Source organism: Nocardia sp. NPDC055053 (genome assembly GCF_053608285.1).
In genome coordinates this window covers 1-14,868 of the sequence record NZ_JBSGVD010000054.1, presented here as the reverse complement: position 1 = coordinate 14,868, position 14,868 = coordinate 1, and the positions used below count along the sequence as shown (strand labels likewise).

General features: G+C 69.6%; 13 protein-coding genes. 6 read left to right on the top strand and 7 right to left on the bottom strand.

What is annotated here, in order from left to right:
* The first annotated feature begins 1 nt into the window (after position 1).
* From ACWF82_RS32000 to ACWF82_RS31990, 3 genes are read left to right on the top strand one after another with little or no spacing between them, the layout of a single operon-like run.
* Positions 2-781 carry an Fpg/Nei family DNA glycosylase gene (locus tag ACWF82_RS32000; protein ID WP_452507296.1) on the top strand — a complete coding sequence of 260 codons (780 nt, stop codon included), beginning with the start codon at positions 2-4 and terminating at the stop codon, positions 779-781.
* 32 nt (positions 782-813) lie between these two features.
* Positions 814-1,377 carry a TetR/AcrR family transcriptional regulator gene (locus ACWF82_RS31995; protein WP_452507294.1) on the top strand — a complete coding sequence of 188 codons (564 nt, stop codon included), beginning with the start codon at positions 814-816 and terminating at the stop codon, positions 1,375-1,377.
* The gene (locus ACWF82_RS31990) at positions 1,377-2,210 is read left to right on the top strand and encodes an MBL fold metallo-hydrolase (RefSeq protein WP_452507292.1); all 834 of its coding nucleotides are present in this window, start codon (positions 1,377-1,379) and stop codon (positions 2,208-2,210) included. Before ACWF82_RS31995 ends, ACWF82_RS31990 begins: the two co-directional genes overlap by 1 nt.
* An 84-nt stretch (positions 2,211-2,294) precedes the next feature.
* On the opposite strand, the gene glpD is transcribed toward ACWF82_RS31990, so the two are convergent.
* Positions 2,295-4,085, bottom strand: coding sequence for a glycerol-3-phosphate dehydrogenase (gene glpD, locus ACWF82_RS31985; RefSeq protein ID WP_452507291.1), 1,791 nt, complete (start codon positions 4,083-4,085; stop codon positions 2,295-2,297).
* Between the two features lie 166 nt (positions 4,086-4,251).
* Between glpD and glpK the strand changes: the two genes are divergently transcribed.
* Positions 4,252-5,748 (top strand): glycerol kinase GlpK, encoded by a 1,497-nt coding sequence (glpK, locus tag ACWF82_RS31980; protein WP_452507289.1) that lies wholly within the window; start codon positions 4,252-4,254, stop codon positions 5,746-5,748.
* A 115-nt stretch (positions 5,749-5,863) separates the two neighbouring features.
* Positions 5,864-6,604 carry an SDR family oxidoreductase gene (locus ACWF82_RS31975; RefSeq protein WP_452507287.1) on the top strand — a complete coding sequence of 247 codons (741 nt, stop codon included), beginning with the start codon at positions 5,864-5,866 and terminating at the stop codon, positions 6,602-6,604.
* Positions 6,605-6,833: 229 nt separating this feature from the next.
* Here ACWF82_RS31975 and ACWF82_RS31970 read toward each other — a convergent pair whose 3' ends face one another.
* From ACWF82_RS31970 to ACWF82_RS31945, 6 genes are all read right to left on the bottom strand, one after another.
* Positions 6,834-8,015, bottom strand: a complete 1,182-nt coding sequence (locus ACWF82_RS31970) for an NADH:flavin oxidoreductase (RefSeq protein ID WP_452507285.1) — start codon at positions 8,013-8,015, stop codon at positions 6,834-6,836.
* The gene (locus tag ACWF82_RS31965; protein WP_452507283.1) at positions 8,015-8,584 is read right to left on the bottom strand and encodes a TetR/AcrR family transcriptional regulator; all 570 of its coding nucleotides are present in this window, start codon (positions 8,582-8,584) and stop codon (positions 8,015-8,017) included. Before ACWF82_RS31965 ends, ACWF82_RS31970 begins: the two co-directional genes overlap by 1 nt.
* A 55-nt stretch (positions 8,585-8,639) precedes the next feature.
* Positions 8,640-9,812, bottom strand: a complete 1,173-nt coding sequence (locus ACWF82_RS31960; protein WP_452507281.1) for an aminotransferase-like domain-containing protein — start codon at positions 9,810-9,812, stop codon at positions 8,640-8,642.
* 92 nt (positions 9,813-9,904) lie between these two features.
* Positions 9,905-11,263 carry a hypothetical protein gene (locus ACWF82_RS31955; RefSeq protein ID WP_452507279.1) on the bottom strand — a complete coding sequence of 453 codons (1,359 nt, stop codon included), beginning with the start codon at positions 11,261-11,263 and terminating at the stop codon, positions 9,905-9,907.
* A 70-nt stretch (positions 11,264-11,333) separates the two neighbouring features.
* Positions 11,334-12,338 carry a hypothetical protein gene (locus tag ACWF82_RS31950; protein WP_452507277.1) on the bottom strand — a complete coding sequence of 335 codons (1,005 nt, stop codon included), beginning with the start codon at positions 12,336-12,338 and terminating at the stop codon, positions 11,334-11,336.
* Between the two features lie 318 nt (positions 12,339-12,656).
* Positions 12,657-14,057 carry an NAD(P)H-quinone dehydrogenase gene (locus ACWF82_RS31945; protein WP_452507275.1) on the bottom strand — a complete coding sequence of 467 codons (1,401 nt, stop codon included), beginning with the start codon at positions 14,055-14,057 and terminating at the stop codon, positions 12,657-12,659.
* Positions 14,058-14,328: 271 nt separating this feature from the next.
* Between ACWF82_RS31945 and ACWF82_RS31940 the strand changes: the two genes are divergently transcribed.
* Positions 14,329-14,790, top strand: a complete 462-nt coding sequence (locus tag ACWF82_RS31940) for a gamma-glutamylcyclotransferase (RefSeq protein ID WP_189030880.1) — start codon at positions 14,329-14,331, stop codon at positions 14,788-14,790.
* The last annotated feature ends 78 nt before the right edge of the window (positions 14,791-14,868 follow it).

The following is a 14,868-nucleotide window of genomic DNA, read 5'->3' as shown; positions in this document are numbered from 1 at the left end:
AATGCCCGAGGGCGACACCGTGTTCCGCACCGCCGAGCGGCTGCGCACGGCACTGGCCGGTAAGACCCTCACCCGCAGCGACTTCCGGGTCCCCCGATACGCGACGGTCGACCTGGTCGGCGACATGGTGACGGAGGTCGGCAGCTACGGCAAGCACCTGTTCATCCGCACCGACCGGGTGAGCATCCACACCCACCTGAAGATGGAGGGCGTGTGGCGGGTGTTCCACCGCGGCCAGCGGTGGACGAAACCGCCGGTCACCGCGCGGCTTGTGCTCGCCACCGACGAGTTCGAGGCCGTCGGCTTCGAACTCGGCAAGGTACAGGTGCTGCCCCGCGCCGAGGAGCACACCGTCGTCGACCATCTCGGCCCCGACCTGCTCGGCCCGAACTGGGACGCCGCCGAGGCCCTGCGCCGACTCTCCGGATACCCGCGCCGCCCCATCGGCCTTGCCCTGCTCGACCAGCGCAATCTGGCCGGCATCGGCAATATCTACCGCAGCGAGATCTGCTTCCTGCGCCGTGTGCACCCGGCGACCCCGGCCGGTGACATCCCCGACCTGCCCGCGCTGGTCGACGAAGCCCACCGCGTCCTCGGCAAGGCCGCACACCAACCGCCGTGGCGGCCGATGGCCTACGGCCGCACCCGCCGCCCGTGCCCCCGCTGCGGCACCGCGATCGTCTCCCGCCTGCTCGGCGAGGACGACCTGGCCGACCGCATCACCCAGCGCGAACGCGGCATCTACTTCTGCCCCCGCTGCCAGCCGGAGCCAACTAACTAGACCGGTCGTCATACTCGAGCTACGCTGAGCGGGTGACTCCACGCACGGACTCCCGGCAGCGTTTCCTCGACGCCGCCGCCGACCTGTTCCACACCCAGGGCTACCACGCCACCGGCGTCAACCAGCTGGTCAGCGCGGGCGGCGCACCCAAGGGCTCCTTCTACTTCCACTTCCCCGGCGGCAAGGAGCAACTCACCGCCGAGGCCATCGTCCAGTCCGCAGGCACGCTGCGGACCCTGCTCGAAGCAGCGCTCGAATCCGGCGATATCGACGGCGTGTTCGCCGCGCTCGGGGCGATGCTCACCGACTCGAACTTCCAGCGCGGCTGTCCCATCGCCACCATCGCCCTGGACGCGGGCGGCGACAGCGAGCCGATCCGCGAAGCCTGCGTGACCGGTTTCGACACGTGGCGCGCCGCCATCGACGACTTCCTGCGCGCCAAGGGCATTCCCGGCGAGCGCGCCGCGGAGCTGTCCACCGTGGCGCTGGCCATGATCGAGGGCGGGCTGCTGCTCGCCCGCACCCGACGCGACCTCACCCCCTTGCGCGCGGTCGCCGACCATCTGCGCGCCACCCTCGAACAGGAGCTCTCCTGATGCGTATCCACCACATCGACGGCGGCACCATGCGCCCCTTCGGCGGCCGCCTCCTCGACGGCGTCGGCGGCATCACCCGCCGGGCCGAGATGGTCTGCCACTGCGTGCTCATCGAACTCGACGACCGCCTCGTCCTGATCGAGACCGGGATCGGCGAGGGCGCGGTCCGGCGTCCCGACGAGTGGCTCGGCCGCCGCTTCATCCGGATGACCCGCCCCGTCCTCGACCTCGACCGCACCGTGGCGCGCCGCATCGAGGCGCTCGGCTACCGCCGCGAGGACGTCACCGACATCGTGCTCACCCACCTCGACCTCGACCACGCGGGCGGCCTCGCCGAATTCCCGCAGGCCAGGGTGCACGTCTACGGCGAGGAATTGCGCGCCCTGGACGGCAATTTCGGCCCGCGCGAGAAATTCCGTTACCGTGCCGCGCAATTCGCGCACGGCCCGCGCTGGGAGAGCTACGACGAACTCGGCGAACCCTGGTTCGGTTTCGGCGCCGTGCGTCAATTGCGCGGTCTCCCCGCGGAACTGCTGATCATCCCGCTGGCCGGGCACACGCGCGGCCACGCCGGAATCGCGATCGACACCGGCGCGGGCTGGAAGTTCGCGGTCGGCGACGCCTACTTCCATCCCGGCCAGCTCGACCTGGAGCATCCGCATCAGCCGCCCGGCTCCGTGCTGTTCGAGCGTCTCGTGCAAACCGTCGGACCGGCGCGGATCGACAATCAGGAGCGGCTGCGCGAACTGGTGCGCGGCCACGGCGACGAGGTCGAGGTGTTCTGCGCGCACAATGCCGTCGAGCTGCGCGCGCTGCAATCGGCGACCGTCTGACGGGACTGGCGTAGTCGTGCAAAGCGGCCGCCGCCAGTCAGTTTTCTGACTGCACGGCGTCGAATTGCACGATTACGCCGGTCCTCACCGATCTTGCGGCACTGGTTCGAGCAGTTGAGGTCGCGGTTCCGGCGCCGCCGCCCGCAGCGCGTCGGCGGAGATGTCGTCGGGCTGGGTCTGCGATTCGATCTCGGCCCGCACCCGCGCCTGATAGGTGGACACCTCGCGGTCGATCTCGTCGGCGTCCCACCCGAGGACGGGCGCGACCAGATGCGCGACCTGTTCGGCGCAGTGCGCGCCGCGATCGGGGTACTCGATCGAGATGCGGGTGCGCCGGGCCAGGATGTCGTCGAGGTGCAGCGCGCCCTCGGCGGCGGCCGCGTACACCGCTTCGACCTGCAGGTAGGCGGGTGCGTCGGTAATCGGTTGCAGCAGTTCGGGTTTGCCCGTGGCCAGCGACAGCACCTCGTCGACGACCGAGCCGTAGCGGTCGAGCAGGTGCGTCATCCGATACGGGTGCACGCCGTAGTGCTCGGCCAGCTGGACGGTCTGATTCACCAGGGCGAAGTAGCCGTCGGCGCCGAGCAGCGCGACCTTCTCGGTGATCGACGGCGACACCCGTGCCGGAATGTCCTGTGCCGCTTCGTCCATCGCGTCGGCGGCCATGACGCGGTAGGTGGTGTACTTGCCGCCGGCGATGCTCACCAGACCGGGTGCGACGCGGGCAACGGCATGCTCGCGCGACAGCTTGGAGGTCTCGTCGCTCTCCCCGGCGAGCAGCGGGCGCAGCCCCGCGTAGACGCCATCGATGTCGGCCGGGGTGAGCGGGGTGACCAGTACTTCGTTCACCCGCTCGAGCAGGTAATCGATGTCGGCCCTGGTGGCGGCCGGGTGCGCGAGGTCGAGGTTCCAGTCGGTGTCGGTGGTGCCGATGATCCAGTGCGCGCCCCACGGGATGACGAACAGCACCGAGGAGGTGGTGCGCAGGATGATCGCGGCATCGCTGACGATGCGGTCCCGCGGCACCACAATGTGCACGCCCTTGGACGCGCGCACATGGAACCGGCCGCGCTGCCGCGACAGGCCCTGTACCTCGTCGGTCCACACGCCGGTCGCGTTGATCACCACATGCGCGCGCGCCTCGCCGGTGCGCCCGTCCTCGGTGTCGCGCATCTTCACCCCCACCACCCGGTCGGCCTCTCGCAGGAACCCGACGACCTGGGTGGAGGTGCGGATGACCGCGCCGTAATGGGCGGCGGTGCGGGCCACGGTCATGGTGTGGCGGGCATCGTCGACGACGGTGTCGTAATAGGTGACACCGCCGATCATCGAGTCCCTGCGCAGCCCCGGAGCCAGCCGCATCGCGCCGTGCCTGGTCAGATGATGCTGTCCAGGAACAGATTTCGAACCGCCCATGCTGTCGTAGAGGGTCAGGCCCGCGGCCACGTACGGCCGCTCCCACACCCGGTGGGTCAGCGGATACAGGAAGCGCAACGGCTTCACCAGGTGCGGCGCCAGCGTCGACAGCGCCAGCTCGCGTTCCTTCAGCGCCTCCCTGACCAGCCCGAACTCGAACTGTTCGAGGTAGCGCAGGCCACCGTGGAACATCTTCGACGACCGGCTCGAAGTACCGGATGCCAGATCGCGGGCCTCCACGAGCGCGACCGACAGGCCACGGGTGGCCGCGTCGAGCGCGATGCCCGCGCCGACCACGCCACCGCCGACGACCAGGACGTCGAACGGATCCTTGCCGAGGCGTGCCCAGGCGGTGCGCCGCTGGTCCGGTCCGAGCTGACCTGGCCCGAGCCGGTCCCGCTGGCCGCCCGCGATCAGTTCCCCGGGGTGCAGGAACGGAAATTCCGGTGTCTGCGACATGCTCGACTCCTCGCCGCCGACCGCGGAACGGCCGGTCCCAACCGACAGTGGGTCGACGCCGGTGCACGTTCCCGGCGCCGCTGCGTACAAGTTCAACGTAGTGCCACCTCGCCGCTCGTGCTGGATTCGGCGGGGCGCGCCTCCCGCCTTTCGGTAACCTGCACCAATGCGTCGCTATGTGGCCGCCATCGATCAGGGCACGACTTCGAGTCGCTGCATCGTCTTCGACCGGCGGGGCCGGATCGTCGGTACCGCACAGCGGGAACACCGGCAGATCTTCCCGAAACCAGGCTGGGTCGAGCACGATCCGGTGGAGGTATGGCGCAATACCGAATGGGTGCTCGGCGCGGCGCTGGGCAACGGTGGCTGCTCGGCCGGTGATCTGGCCGCGATCGGCATCACCAACCAGCGCGAGACCACCGTCGTCTGGGATCGGGCCACCGGCGAGCCGGTGTACAACGCCATCGTCTGGCAGGACACCCGCACCGGTCAGCTGTGCACCGAACTGGCGGGCGAGCAGGGTCCGCAGCGCTATGCCGAGCGCACCGGGCTGCCGCTGTCGACCTACTTCGCCGGGCCGAAGCTGCGCTGGATCCTCGACAATGTCGATGGCGTCCGTGCCCGCGCCGAGGCCGGTGACCTCTGTTTCGGCACCATGGACAGCTGGGTGCTGTGGAAGCTGACCGGCGAGCACCTCACCGACGTCACCAATGCCTCGCGCACCATGCTGATGGATCTGCGCACGCTGCAATGGGATTCGCAGATCTGCGCCGAGTTCGGCATACCGATGTCACTGCTCCCGCGGATCCGCAGCTCCTCGGAGGTCTACGCCGAGATCACCGCCGGCCCGTTCGCAGGCGCACCGGTGGCGGGCATCCTCGGCGACCAGCAGGCCGCCACCTTCGGCCAGGCCTGCCTGTCCCCCGGCGAAGCCAAGAACACCTATGGCACCGGCAATTTCATGCTCCTCAACACCGGAACCACACCGGTGATCAGCAAGCACGGCCTGCTCACCACCGCCTGCTACCAGCTCGGCGACCAACCCGCCGTGTACGCCCTGGAAGGGTCCATCGCCGTCACCGGTTCCCTGGTCCAGTGGCTGCGGGACAATCTCGGCATCATCGCCTCGGCCGAGGAGGTGGAATCGCTGGCCCGCAGCGTCGACGACAACGGCGGCGCCTACTTCGTCCCCGCCTTCTCCGGCCTGTTCGCCCCGCGCTGGCGCCCCGACGCCCGCGGCGTCATCGCGGGCCTCACCCGCTTCGTCACCAAGGCCCACTTGGCAAGGGCCGCACTGGAATCCACCGCGTTCCAGACCCGCGAGGTCGTCGACGCCATGCGCGCCGACGCCGCCGCCCAGCAGCTCGACCTGGAACTGACCACCCTCAAGGTCGACGGCGGCATGACCGGCAACGACCTGCTCATGCAATTCCAATCCGACATCCTCGACGTCCCCGTCGTCCGCCCGGTGGTCCGCGAGACCACCGCCCTCGGCGCCGCCTACGCCGCGGGTCTCGCCGTCGGCTACTGGTCCGGCCTCGACGACCTCCGCGCCAACTGGACCGCCGACCACACCTGGTCCCCCACCATGCCCGAAGACGAACGCACCGCGCGCTATTCCGAATGGAACAAGGCCGTCGAGCGCACCTACGGCTGGGTCTGAGCGGTCAACACCTCCGCAAACTCAATCGGTGATTGAACTACCGATTGAAACGTGTTTCACTCGCGGTGTCGAGATGGCGCCGCCCGTGCGGGGCGGCAAGTTGCGAGGAGTAACCATGAGTGGACGGCTGGCCGGTCGGGTCGCGCTGATCAGTGGAGCGGCATCGGGCATGGGCGCCGCGCACGCGCGGGCCTTCGTGGCCGAGGGCGCGTCTGTGATGATCGCCGATATCGCCGACTCGGCCGGCGAGCAGCTGGCCGCGGCACTCGGCGATCAGGCGGCGTTCGTGCATCTGGACGTCACCCGCAGCGCGGAGTGGGACGCGGCCGTCGCGGCGACGGTGGATCGTTTCGGCAAGCTCAACGTGCTGGTGAACAATGCGGGCATCCTCGACGCGGGGCCCATCGGGACCTACACCGAGAAACAGTGGCAGAATATGCTTTCCATCAATCTCACCGGCCCGTTTCTCGGCTTGACCGCCGCTCGCGACGCGCTCGTCGCCGCCCGCCCCGCGGCGGTGGTCAACATTTCCTCGGCCGCCGGGATCCAGGGAGTGCCGGGCGCGCACGGCTACACGGCATCAAAGTTCGGACTGCGCGGGCTGACCAAGTCGGCCGCGCTGGAACTGGCTCCGCTGGGTGTGCGGGTGAATTCGGTTCACCCCGGCGGCGTTCTGACACCGATGCTGGGCGCGGGCGAGGACGTCACCCTCGACCGGGGTGAGAATCCACTGGCCCGGTTGGGCCTGCCCGCGGAGATCACGCCGATGGTGGTCTTCCTCGCCAGCGAGGAGTCCAGCTACTGCAACGGCGCGGAATTCGTCGTCGACGGCGGCATGACCGCGGGCAGAGCGTGAGCGTCGAACGCGAGATCAGCACACCGGTCGAGCTGTGCCGGCCGGACGGCCTGCTCGACCCCGCCGCCGTCGGGTGGACCAGATATCGCACTGTCGAACGACGCCTCGGGAACCGCGATCGAGGCAGGCGCGGCGGGCGGGCGACTGTCGGCCCGGATTCCGGTGCTGCCCGGTCACGAATCCCTGGGCGTGGTGGTTGCTGATCACCAGCGGCCGCGGGACGCGATGCTCAGTTCCGGACAGGCAGATCGGGACCGGCCAGCACGCAGGTTGTGCGGCTGAAGATCGAGGGCATGCACTTGTTGCAGTGCGTACACAGCGATGGCGCTTGCTCGTTCTCCTGAATCCGCAGCAGCAGATCGGGCTGGCGCAGCAGGGCGCGGCCCATCGCGACGAACTCGAACCCTTCGCCCATCGCCAGCCGCAGCGACTCGGCCGAGGTGATGCCGCCGAGCAGGACCAGCGGCATCTTCAGCTCGTACCGGAACTGTCGGGCCAGGTCCAGCATATACGCCTCGCGGTAGGGGTATTCGCGCAGGAAGAAGCGCCCGCCCAGCCGCATTCCCCAGCGCATCGGTCCGCTGAACGCCTTGGCGAAGGCAGCGCGCGGCGCGTCGCCGTGGAACAGGTACATCGGGTTGAGCAGGGAGCTGCCGATGGTCAGCTCCAGCGCATCGAGCGTGCCATCTTCCTCGAGCCAGCGCCCGATCTGCAGGCTCTCCTCCAGACGCAGGCCGCCGACCACGCCGTCGTCCATGTTCAGTTTCGCCAGCACCGCGATCCGACCGCCGACCGCATCGCGCACCGCCTGTGCGACCTCACGAGCCAGGCGAGCGCGGTTGGCCAAGCTGCCGCCGTAGCCGTCACGGCGACGGTTCAGCAGCGGGCTGAAGAACGAGCTGATCAGATAGTTGTGCCCGAAATGCAGTTCGACAGCATCGAATCCGGCCGCTTCGGCGGTCAGCGCAGCGTCGGCGAAGGTCCGGATGACACGCCGCAACTCGGCGGCGTCGGGCCGGACGGTCCACGCGGTGCCCAGCGGGCTGAACAACCGGCTCGGCGCCAGCGCGGGCAACCGGTTCGACGCGGCATTGGCGACCGGTCCCGCATGCCCGATCTGCGCGCTCGCGGCGGCGCCCTGCGCGTGAATGGCTTCGGTGAGCCGCCGCAGCCCCGGTACCGCCTCCGGGCGCATCCAGATCTGGTGGCGGTCGGTGCGCCCCTCCGGGGCGACGGCGCAGTAGGCCACCGTCGTCATCCCGACCCCGCCCACGGCATGGGCCCGGTGAAACTCGATCAGGTCATCGGTGACGAGCGCGTCGGGCGTGCGACCTTCGAAGGTCGCGGCCTTGATCACCCGGTTACGCAGCGTCACCGGCCCGAGCCGGGCTGGGGTGAATACCTTGTTCATCATGACTCCAAGCCCGCGGTGACGAACGTGCGCAGTGTGGTGACCGTGCGCGCGGACAGAACGCGGTCATCGGCGTGCGGAGCACCGAACTGACCGAGAATGAGATCGAATGCCAGCATCCAGCGCGTGCGCGCCTCGCGGTCAGGCAGCTCGGGATGCTGTCGACGCAGCAACTCGACAAAGGGGTCGAGCGAAAACCAGCGGGCGGTCCAGCCGATATCCTGACGGCCGAGCACCATGCGCGACAGCAGCCTGATATGCAGCCGACCGATCGGATCCCCGGCCAGCACCACCAGCGGATCGATGACCGCGGACACGCATTCCGCGACGGTCGCGCCACGCCCGTCGAGACCATCCATGGACGTCTCCCACAGCGGACCGAGCCGACTCTGTAGAAGCGCGGCAACCAGCGCTTCCTTCGACCCGAAGTGGTAGTGCACCGCGGCCGGGTTCACCTCGGCAGCGGCACAGACCGCACGGATCGAGACGCGCTCGTAGCCCGACTCGAGGAGCAGGCCCTCAGCCGCTGTCAGCAGCCGTTCCCTGGTCTTGTACTCAGCTTGTCGCACCCAGTCAGTAGAACACGTTTCAATCACTGATTCAATCAGTGATCGGAACCGGCATTCACCGCGCGGCCGAGGCGAGCCTGCCGATCGCTGCGGCCAGCACGGCCTCGTCGGAGGTGGTGAAGCACAGCCGCATGGAGTTGCGGTAGGCGTCCGAGACGGCGAAGGCGGCGCCGGGCACATAGGCGACGCCGGCTTCGAGGGCCTTGGGCAGGAGGGCGGAGGTGTCGGTGCCGTCGGTGAAGTCGGCCCAGACGAACATGCCGCCCGCGGCGTCGGTGCAGCGAACGCGGTCGGCGAAGGTGGCGCGGACGGCGTCGACCAGCGCGTTGGCGCGGGTGCGGTAGGCGTGGCGGACCGAATCGACGTGGGCGGCAAGCCAATCGGTGTCGGTCAGCAGGTCGGTGGCGATCTGGTGGGTGAGGGCGGAACCGCACAGGTCGGCGCCCTGTTTGAGGAGTTCGACTGCGCGACAGACGCGATCGGGGGCGACCATCCAGCCGACGCGCAGGGCGGGGGCCAGGATCTTGGAGACGCTGGAGAGGCGGATCACCTGGGGTGAGTAGGTGGCGACCGGGTCGGGGGCGGGCTGGTCGAACCAGAGTTCGCCGTACGGATCGTCCTCGATGACCCAGAAGCCGTGCGCCTCAGCGAGTTCCGCGAGCCGGCGGCGACGTTCGGGGGCGAGGGTGACGCCACCGGGGTTGTGGAAATTGGAGACCGTGTGCACGACGGCGGGGCGTTCACCCGCGGCCAGCAGGTCCTCCAGGACGTCGACGCGCATGCCGTCGGAGTCCAGCGGCACGGCGACGATGCGCGCACCCGCGGCCCGGAACACTTGCAGCGCACCGACATACGCGGGATCTTCGACGATCACCAGCGCACCGGGATCGAGCAGGACCTCGGCGAGCAGCGACAGCGCCTGCTGGGAACCGTGGGTGATGAACACCTCGTCCACCGGCACGTCGCGGCCGATCCTGGCGGTCTCCCTGGCCGCGATCACCGCGCGCAGCGCGGGCAGGCCGGGCGACTCGGTGTACTGCAGGACCGCGGCGTCGGCCAGCGCGGACTCCGCGGCGGCGGCGATCCGCTCACTCGGCATCAGCGCCGCGTCGGGCAGCCCGCCCGCCAGGCTGATGACGTCGGCGCGCGCGGTGAGTTTGAGCAGGTCCCTGATCGCCGAGCTCTGCAGGCCCGCGAGCTTGCCCGCCAATGGAGTGGTCAGCGACATGGAAACCTCCGGGGTACACCAAGGGAAGCAATCATCCTACGATTGCATATCGCTCACCAGAATATGAAACTGTAGTCCCGAATAGTGAGACGCTATCGAGTGGCGATAGAGCTGACCCGCCACTTTCCGTCGGTGTACGTGGTCGTGATCACCTGCGGATAGGTGATCAGGTTGCCGTTGGGATGCCATTCCCGCAGTTCCACGTCGAACTGGCCAGGGCTGGTCTCCCGCATCTTCACGCAGTGTTTGGAGCCGACGGGGATCTGGGCATCGATCGCTCCCTGGATGGTCTCGGCCGGCGCGATGACCCCATCGGGCGCCGCGTACTCGCGCACCTTCGTACCGGAGCGGTCGACATAGAACGCGTATTGGAAGCCGAGAATCGCCTTGGCTCCCGTCGAGGTGTCGCCGGGACCGTTGCCGACTGTCACCGCCTGCTCCGACATCGGTGTGCAGCTGAAGCCTGGGATCGCGGCCGAGGTGGTCGGCGCCGCGGTGGGGCCCGGGTCATCCCCACCACCGCGCTTGACCAGCGCGATCGTGAGCACCAGCGCGACAACGAGCAGCACCGCGGCCGCGGCGCCACCGATGATCCAGCGCATCCGCTGGTCGGTTTCCTGCTTCTCGCTGACCGGCGCGACCGGGGTCTTCGGCGCGAGCCTGCGGGCGATCGGGTCATCGGCCCAGGACAGGCCTGCATCGGGCGGCTTGGGCACCCCGCCACTCTCGTCGGGGCTGTTCCACCAGGCCTTGTCCTCGGCCTTGGCTTCCTCGGCGATCGGCGCGCGGGTGGTCTCGGGCGCGGGCTGGCGCACCATCTCCGGCGTGGACATGCGCACGGTCTCGGGGGCGGGCTCGGCGGGAGCTTCCGCGCGCGGTCCCGGCTTGCCGCGCCGGATCACCTCGGTGAGTTCGCGACCCGAGGTCACCGGAACCGAGTCACCGAAGGGCGAACTGTCCCGGCGCTGCGGTGGCTCACCGGTGAATCGGACGGTCTGATCCTCCGACGGCGCGCCGACCCGCGGGTCGGGGGCACCGAACGGCGAGGCGTCGCCCGCGGGACGTGGCGGGCTCTGTGGCGGAACAGGCGGCGGCGTGGCCACCGCGTCGCCGAAGACAGACGTCGGCGCGGATTGGTTGCGCGGCGGCTGGACCGGAGCGCGGGGCGGCATGGTCGGCGGACCCGGCGGTGGCGCCACCGGAGGCGTCCCGGCGACCGGCGCGCCGAACGGACTCGCGGCAGGCGGCGGACCCGACGCGGGCGGGCCGGCGGGACGCCAGCCCATCTCCGGTATCGAACCCGGCGGGGCGGGCGGCGGCGCCGCGGCGAGCGGCCCACCGAAACCGGTTGGCTCGTCGTCGACCGGCGGCCCGAAATCGCCTACGGGAGGACCGAATCCGGCCGCCGGCCGTTGATTGCCGCGCCCGTTGTCGTCACCGTCGGTGCCCAAGTCCAATCCTTTCCCCAGGACACACGTGTGGGGCGGTCGCACCCGACCGCCCCACACGACGTACTGCGTGTCAGTACTGGAGCGAGCCACCCCACTGGGTGGTGACACCTGCGACGTTCACCGTCTGAAGCAGCTCCCCCGGCACCGGAAGTGTAGCCTTCGCGGCGGCTTCCATCGCGGCAACGCCACCCGGCTGCGCCTTGATCCAGTTCTCGACCGCCGCCTTGGCCAGGTTGGCCTGGGTGGTGTCGAGGACGGTCACGGTGGTGTTGTCGGCACGGCCGTCGCCACCGTTGTAGGTGGTGACCTTGACCGAGTTCTCGCCGATGTACTCGACCGAGACGCCCGCGTCACCGTAGCCGGTCGGCGTGCGGTAGCCGACGGTGCCGACGTAGCCCGAGGCGTTGTTGTAGTGGTGGGTGTTCACCACACCGGGCAGCACGCCGCCGCCGTCGACGGAGAGGCCGAGCTCCTGACGCGGGCCTTCCATCTCGACCACCGGCGCCGCGGGGGCGTCGGCGAAGTGCGGGGCCTGCCACGTCGGCGTCTGGACGAGCTGGTCGGAACCCTCGTCCTCGACATCGGCGCCTGCGCCCTGGCCGGACGGCACGGTCGGCTGCGCCTGCGACGGCTGCGCGGGCTGGCCCTGCGACTGCTGGCCCGGGGTCGCGGTGCCCGGCTGACCGGGGGTGGTCTCCTGCTCGGGCGTTGTGCCCGCGCGCTCCGGCGACACGGCGGGCTGCGCCTGGCTGCCCTGGCCGGTCTGACCCGGCACCGGCAGCGGCGCGACACGCGGGGTGGTGACACCCGGCTGGCTCGGGGTCGGCTTGGCAGGCGTGGCCTGGCCCGGCTGACCCGGCGCGGGGCTGGTGACACCCGGCTGGGCCGGGGTCGGCTTGGTCTCGCCCGGCTTCACATTCTCCGGCGTCTCCGGCTGTGTCTGCTCGGGGGTGCCGGTCTCCGGCGCCTCGCTCGAAGGCTGCTCGGTGCCCGGCTGCGCAGGAGCCGGTGTGGCCGGCGTCGTCGGCTGGTCGCTGGGGACCGCGCCGGCGGGAGCCGCAAGAAGGGTTGCCACGGCGGCTGCAGCAGCCAGGGGCAACGACGTGCTTGCCATCGCTCGCTGCGCCCGACTCGGCTTACGATGCTTCACTTTTCGCTTATCCCTTTCCCGGAGGGAATCCCCCACTGCTCCACCACGCGATCACAACTTGATCGCGCCTCGGCCGTGAGTCAACCACATGAGCGCGGGACAGGCAACGCAGCAGTAAGATTCGCGCCGCCTGGGCAAACGCCCGTGGAGATCACCACCGGGGAACGACGACGAACGTTGTCGAACAAGACAATTCGAAACCTACCGCGCCGGTGATCCGCCTCACATTCCAGCGTGGACCGCTCAGTCCAGGTCGTCGTGGCGCATCAGCAAACGACCAGCTTCGGTGACCGAACCGGTCAGCGACGGATACACCGAGAACGTCTGCGCCAGATCGGTGACGGTGAGGTTGTTCTGCACCGCCAGCGCGATCGGCAGGATCAGCTCCGAGGCGATCGGCGCGACCACGACACCGCCGATCACCACGCCGGTCGCCGGGCGGCAGAAGATCTTCACGAAGCCGCGCCGCAGCCCCGACATCTTCGCGCGCGGGTTGGTGTTCAACGGCAGCATCACCGTGCGCGCAGGCACCTCGCCGTTGTCGATGGCGGTCTGGCTGACACCGACCGTCGCGATCTCCGGCCGGGTGAACACCGCCGAGGCCACCGTCTTCAACCTGATCGGGCTCACGCCCTCACCCAGCGCGTGATACATCGCGATCCGGCCCTGCATGGCGGCCACCGAGGCCAGCGGCAGCAGACCCGTACAGTCGCCCGCGGCGTAGATGCCGGGCACCGAGGTGCGCGAAACCCGGTCGACGCGAAGGTATCCGCCGCGATCGAGTTCGATGCCGACCCGGTCGAGGCCCAGGTTCTGGGTGTTCGGGGTGGAACCGACGGTCATCAGCGCATGCGAGCCCGTCACGGTGCGCCCGTCGGACAGCTTCACCACGATGCCCTCCGCGGTGCGCTCCACCGCGTCGGCGCGGGCGTGCTTGACCAGTTCGACGCCGCGCTCGGCGAGCGCCTCCTCGAGCACGAGCGCCGCGTCGGCGTCCTCACCCGGCAGCACGCGGTCGCGGCTGGAGACCAGCTTCACCCGCACACCCATCTCGGTGTACGCCGAGACGAACTCGGCGCCGGTGACACCGGAACCGACCACCACCAGGGTCTCCGGCAGTTCGTGCAGGTCGTAGAGCTGACGCCAGTTCAGGATGCGCTCACCGTCCGGCTCGGCGCCGGGCAGCACGCGCGGGCTGGCGCCGGTCGCGATCAGCACGACCTCGGCCTCGAACTCCTCGGTGCCGCCGTCGGCCAGTGTCGCGCGGACGCGGTGCGCCAGACCGGGGGCCGGACCGACCAATTCGCCCTGGCCGGACAGCAGTTGCACGCCCGCGGCCTGCAGCTTCGCCCGGATATCGGCGGACTGCGCCAGCGCGAGGGCCTTCACGCGGCCGTTCACCTCGGGCAGGTGCACCTTGGCCTGGTCGGCGTCGAGGGTGATGCCCAGGTCACGCGCGCGGCGCAGATCGGTGCGCAGACCGGTCGAAGCGATGAAGGTCTTGGACGGCACGCAATCCCACAGCACACAGGCGCCACCGACACCGTCGGCGTCCACCAGGGTTACCGACGCCCCGTGCTGGGCCGCTACCAGCGCCGCCTCGTATCCCGCCGGTCCGCCACCGATGATCGCAATCCGTGCCACAGCCACGCTCCCTGTGTTTGTTGGCGGCGCGGGCGCCGCGAGTCGCGGCCCCCTTGGGGCCCGCTGGTGGGCCGGGCCGCGAAGGCTCGTCGGGCTCGCCCTGTGGGACTCGCCTCGGGTGTCGATGTCCATCATTTCAGGTGAGCCGTGTCGGCATCGCGTCGGATCGGTGAACATGTTCGGCGTGTTCGGCCACGCCACGACTGTGACCGTCAGCCGATCTGGGTGGGAGACAGGAATTCCGCTGCTGTTATTGGCTACAGTTCGTGAGGTGCCGATCTATGCCGCTTACGGGTCCAACATGGACTCGACGCAGATGCTGGAACGCTGCCCGCATTCGCCCATGTCCGGGACCGGGTGGCTGGAAGGTTGGCGCCTGACCTTCGCCGGTGACGACATCGGCTGGGAAGGGCCGTTGGCCACCGTCGTCGAAGATCCGGGCTCCCGGGTGTTCGTCGTCCTCTACGACGTCTCCCCGGAGGACGAGGAGCGCCTCGACCGATGGGAGGGCTCCGACTTCGGGATCCACAAGAAGATCCGGCTCCGCGTCACCGGCACCCAGGGCGAGTCCCGGCTGGCCTGGCTGTACGTGCTGGACGCCTACGAGGGTGGGCTGCCCTCGGCGCGCTACATCGGTGTCATCGCCGATGCCGCCGAAAAGGCAGGCGCCCCTGAGGATTACGTGCACGCCCTGCGCACCCGCAACAGCAAGAACGTAGGCCCCGGCGCTTAGGCTCCCCCGCCTCTCCGCGTATTTTGGCCAGACTCGCCAGCCGCCGACGATTCGTCGGCGGCTGGCGGTCATGAGGTG

Coding starts and splice junctions, on each gene's coding strand:
- ACWF82_RS32000 (WP_452507296.1), top strand. CDS start 2: ATGCCCGAGGGCGACACCGTGTTCCGCACCGCCGAGCGGCTGCGCACG.
- ACWF82_RS31990 (WP_452507292.1), top strand. CDS start 1,377: ATGCGTATCCACCACATCGACGGCGGCACCATGCGCCCCTTCGGCGGC.
- glpD (WP_452507291.1), bottom strand. CDS start 4,085: ATGTCGCAGACACCGGAATTTCCGTTCCTGCACCCCGGGGAACTGATC.
- glpK (WP_452507289.1), top strand. CDS start 4,252: ATGCGTCGCTATGTGGCCGCCATCGATCAGGGCACGACTTCGAGTCGC.
- ACWF82_RS31975 (WP_452507287.1), top strand. CDS start 5,864: ATGAGTGGACGGCTGGCCGGTCGGGTCGCGCTGATCAGTGGAGCGGCA.
- ACWF82_RS31970 (WP_452507285.1), bottom strand. CDS start 8,015: ATGAACAAGGTATTCACCCCAGCCCGGCTCGGGCCGGTGACGCTGCGT.
- ACWF82_RS31960 (WP_452507281.1), bottom strand. CDS start 9,812: ATGTCGCTGACCACTCCATTGGCGGGCAAGCTCGCGGGCCTGCAGAGC.